4 protein-coding genes and 1 pseudogene are annotated in these 4,281 nt (G+C 61.1%); all 5 read right to left on the bottom strand.

Features of this window, described 5'->3' with window-relative positions; genetic code table 11:
* Nucleotides 1–512: 512 nt before the first annotated feature.
* The 5 genes and pseudogenes from E5W70_RS33245 to ampH all read right to left on the bottom strand — a co-directional run bounded on the left by E5W70_RS33245 (nt 513) and on the right by ampH (nt 3,892).
* Nucleotides 513–842, bottom strand: a complete 330-nt coding sequence (locus E5W70_RS33245) for a hypothetical protein (protein WP_366509767.1) — start codon at nt 840–842, stop codon at nt 513–515.
* A 75-nt stretch (nt 843–917) separates the two neighbouring features.
* Nucleotides 918–1,337 (bottom strand): hypothetical protein, encoded by a 420-nt coding sequence (locus E5W70_RS31145; RefSeq protein WP_292665088.1) that lies wholly within the window; start codon nt 1,335–1,337, stop codon nt 918–920.
* Nucleotides 1,338–1,391: 54 nt separating this feature from the next.
* Nucleotides 1,392–1,913 (bottom strand): hypothetical protein, encoded by a 522-nt coding sequence (locus E5W70_RS31140; RefSeq protein WP_292665086.1) that lies wholly within the window; start codon nt 1,911–1,913, stop codon nt 1,392–1,394.
* 385 nt (nt 1,914–2,298) lie between these two features.
* Nucleotides 2,299–2,616 (bottom strand): annotated as a pseudogene (locus E5W70_RS31135) (ATP-binding protein); the annotation flags it as partial.
* 151 nt (nt 2,617–2,767) lie between these two features.
* Complete coding sequence (ampH, locus tag E5W70_RS31130; RefSeq protein ID WP_292665084.1) at nt 2,768–3,892, bottom strand: D-alanyl-D-alanine-carboxypeptidase/endopeptidase AmpH; 1,125 nt, start codon at nt 3,890–3,892, stop codon at nt 2,768–2,770.
* Nucleotides 3,893–4,281 lie beyond the last annotated feature (389 nt).

Below are 4,281 nucleotides of genomic sequence, written 5' to 3'. Positions count from 1 at the left end.
ATCCATAGTCGAAAATGCATTCAGCCACCCTCTGATTAATTTGGGCGAGCCCCGCCCCGCCTGATTACTCCCGCGCCCGTCCCCGTTTCGACCACACGTACAGGATCACGGAATTTAAGGAAGGACGGCCAACCGGCCGGGATAGGATGCCGGCTTGATGAGTGAACAATGCTGTGTGTTGCGCCCCGAGCCTCTTCCGCCGTCCTGGCCCGACGAAACGTATTCTCGGCCACCTCAACCAACTCCTCTACGACTGACCACACAGCGATGCGGCTCGCTTCATCTTCTTCAAACTGAGCCGCTATTTTGGAGGCCATCGCCATGTTGCTGAAGTACAAATTGGCGAAGAGGATTAGCCTCTGAGCGGTGGGAACAGTCTGAAATGATCGAACACGAGCGCCGCATAATCATCGTCAACGGCACATCTAGCTCGGGAAAGTCGACTATCGTCAAGGAACCGCGTGAGGCGCTTTCCGTCCGCCAGCACTGGTCTGGCTGGGCACCTGTCTGGCCTATGGCGTGCCCAATGCGTTGCTGCTGCTTACAGACAATCCTACCTCCACCCGCTTACTGGTCCACCACCGACCCGTCCTTGTGGAGCCGGGTATGCATCTTCCTTGCCTTATACGGGAATTCTCAGCGGCATCCGGGCGGAGCGAAACGCCGATCCCCGGCTCGTCGCTGATCGTCAAAAAACCCTCGCCGTCATGGCGTGCGGCGGCGACGAGGAAACTGTCGGAGTCCGGCCGCTTGTCGGTGACGTCCCAGGTGTCGTTCGGAAATTCCTGAAGGACGAAATTCGGGGCCGTCGCCGCAATCCGCAGGCATGCCGCCGTCGACACAGCGCTGAGCGGTTGTGCGGCGCCATGTCGATATCGAGAAAAATCCAGCTATGGAGTCTCTGCTTGGCTCGCCGGTCACACAAACACGATAGGGTTTTTCTCGCGCCGTGCCATGCGGATCGATTCCGATAGTCCATCGGCAAATTCCCGAACCCATGCGTCGGTGCTGGATTCGAGCAGCCGCAATTCGCGCTCGAGCTCGACAAAGCTCGGCTCGTCGATCACATCTCCGGCGTGGCTGCCGGAATAGAGGACAATCCGTTCCAAGGCCGAGCCTTCGCCGAGAAGGCCGGCAATCGCCTCCCTAAGCGCGCCGACGTGGGCGATGTTTCCGACACGCCAGTTGCACACCGTGACAGCGTCCAAGGTGAGATTTACGCCCTCGGGATGAACCACCTCGCACTCGCCCGTTGTCGGTTCCCGCTGAAAGCGAAAGCCGGGGAATTCCCGCTTCATGGTCGAAGCGCTTTTGAAAACTGCCACGTCGAGACCCATTCCGATCCTCCGGCTAGCCCAAGCCAAAACAGGGGCGTAGCAGCGTGAGCGGACTTAGCGATCGGGTAGCTCGGCCCAAAGCTTCTTCGCGAAGCCGCGTTGGTCGAGTTCCCACAAGTCGTCTGCTATTTCAGCTTGGCCGTTGCGGCATCGATAGGAATAAACGGTATCGTGACCCGTGGCGACGGCTGGAACGTCTTCCGCGTCTGGATTCTGCCGGCAGAACTCATCCGCACCAGGATTGTCGCGTGCCGCGTTCATCTTGGTGCAGGGCAGGTTGGCGCCGACGAAGCAGACCATGACCTTGCCGTCCATGCAGCGATATTGGGCCTGTGCCCGCAGTTCGGAATCGTCCAGCGCAATTTGACCGTCCGGAACCATCGCCTTGAACGCCTGGACCGTCTCGTCATGAAGCGCGGGCGAATAGTCCTGGATCGTGTCGTCGTTGCGCACCTGGCGGCACAATTGGTGCATGTCGGCAGCCTCCGCTTTCGCGACGCCGAGCGCGGCAAGGCTGAGCAGGGCTGCAACCAGCCATGCCGCAGCGCCGGTGTTCGAAAAACGGGACATTTTCATCGCGAACCTCCTTCGAAAAATGCGCATGAAACCGCTCGCGACTTGGCGCCGCAGAGCAGACACCTGAGCAAGAGTATCAGGATAGCGCGCAATTTGACCGCCACCAGCCAGTAGACGGTCCCACCGACGGCGGCGGCAAGCTGCAGAAATAGCCACCATCAGACGGCATGGATGCTCTCAGGGGCGCATGTACCCGATCATCACCGCGACCGCGCCGGCATGTAGAGCCGTAGCGGCTTTCTGCCGATCAGCCCGCCGCCGTACATCGATCCCAATCAATGCGCCGAGCAGCCTGGCGTCAATCTCACCCCACCAGCCTCCCCTGCTCCACCTCTCCCGCATTGGGATCCCCGGCGCCGTCGCCCAGGCCAATCCACCAGCGTCACCGTAGCGAGTGCGAGTCGTAGGCGCCGGCGATTGCGGCGTCGCTCGGGCAGGGCCAGCCTTCCTTGGCGGCGCGGGCGATCATCATGAACACGCCTTGCATATCCTCGGGCAGCTGCGAGGCGCACGCCGAGACGTCCTGCCAGGCGTCGTCGCCTGCCATGTCGGAGCCGAGGCCGGCGCGGGCGCGCGTCAGCATGCGGCGGAACTCGGGCAGGTCCGGCACGACCGCGGCGAGACCCTCGATGCGGCAGCGGACGACGAACTCCTGATAGAGCACGCCGATGACGCGGAAGCCGGCATCGGGCTGCGCCAAGAGACGGCTGATGGTGTCGGGACTGCGAGCAGCGCGGCATTCGCGGTCGGCCGGAAATAGCCGATGTCGCGCTTGCCTTGCCGGGAAATATGCCGTCCGTCAGGCCCCTCCATAGCACCAATCATCGCGCACGTCCTCCCGATCAGCGCGAAAATCAGCGTGGAGCGATCTCTGCGACGAGATCGTTCGTCGTCTTGACCCCAGCCATGAAGCCGGCGGCATTGAATTCGTTCATGACGAAGAAAGCGCCGACGCCGCGTGTCGGTGCAATCGCAACATAGAGAAACATCCCTTGCAGGCCGCCGCTCTTCTGGAGGATGAGCGGGCGATGCTCGTTGGGGAGCATGATAACCCATCCGAGACCCATGGCGTCCATCGGGCCGCCATCATCCAGCCCCACCACCGACGCGAGCCCGTCCCGGTACAAAAAAGCCGCGTGGTTCAAAAGGCGCAACTCGGCGTCGGCCGCGGAAGGCTTGTTGTCGACATGCCAGTTCATCCAGCGCAGCAGGTCGTCCGCGGTCGAGTACAATCCACCGGCGCACTCCATGGCTGTGCTCGTCGGCACGATTGGCATGGGGCTGCCGTCGAAGTTATGGCCCTGCATCAGGCGCGGCTCGTCCTCCGGTCTTGGGTTGAAAACCGTGTCTTTCATGCCGAGGGGATCGAGGACACGCTCTCGAAGGACCTCGGCATAAGGCTTTCCAGAGACATTCGCGAGCGCCGCTCCGAGGAGGTCGTATCCGAAGTTCGAATAGAGAACGGCGGTGCCCGGCGCAAACAGCAGCGGATTGTCCTTGAGGGCGGCAATCTGCGCCTCTTTGGTGTTCGTAGAGAAAGGGTCTGAGGGGGGCGCCTCGGCCACTGGCACCTCCCGCGGAAGGCCGGAAGCTTGCGCGACGAGATCGATCAGGCGGAGGGCGCGGCCGTCCTTCTCCGGGAGCGTGAGGTCCCAGCCAAGGCGATCCTGCAGCCGGTCGGTGAGTTGTACCTTGCCGTCGATCGCCAGCGAGGAAAGCACACTGCCGCAGAACACTTTGCTCACGGACGCGATGCGGAACATTGTGTCGCCGTCGGGCACTTTTTCACTCCCGTCGGCAATCTTGCCGAAACCGGCCAAGGCCGTCTCGCCGTTGCGCACGGCGCCGAAGATCAGGCCAGGCACCTTGGTGGAGAGATACAGGATCGTACCGTTGAACTGCACCGCTTCCGTCAGCAGCTTGTCCTCGGCATGTCCATAAGAGGGAACGGCTGCGATTGCCGTCAAAGCGATGGCCATAAGTCGGCGCGATCGAGACAAACGCATTGCCAAAATCCTTTGATAAAGCTGCAGAATAAAATCTTCGGAAAAAGGGCCGCCGCGTAGTATCTTACCATCTATCCAGAAGCAGGAGATGTCAACAGAATGAACCGAAGGGTAATCGGCGGAGGTAACGTAGGTTCGGCGGCTATTTGCGCTACAGTCCTGCCGTATTTCTTGTCTTCGTCAGTTGATCGGGGCTGATCTCTTCATTGGCAAACCGACCCGCTGGTAATTTAGAAGATATGTAAATTCCCGTCGGCAGGAGGGAGTGCTGTAGCTTCGAACAACTTACAATGGCGGATCTGCGTCGCGCCAATCGTCGTCGTATGATGAAGACCGCGCTCGGCCCCGCCCCCTCACCCCAC

This window comes from Mesorhizobium sp., assembly GCF_005063415.1.
GTDB lineage: Bacteria > Pseudomonadota > Alphaproteobacteria > Rhizobiales > Rhizobiaceae > Mesorhizobium.
Note: the sequence above shows the minus strand (reverse complement) of the source record. Positions and strands in the feature narration are given on the sequence as shown.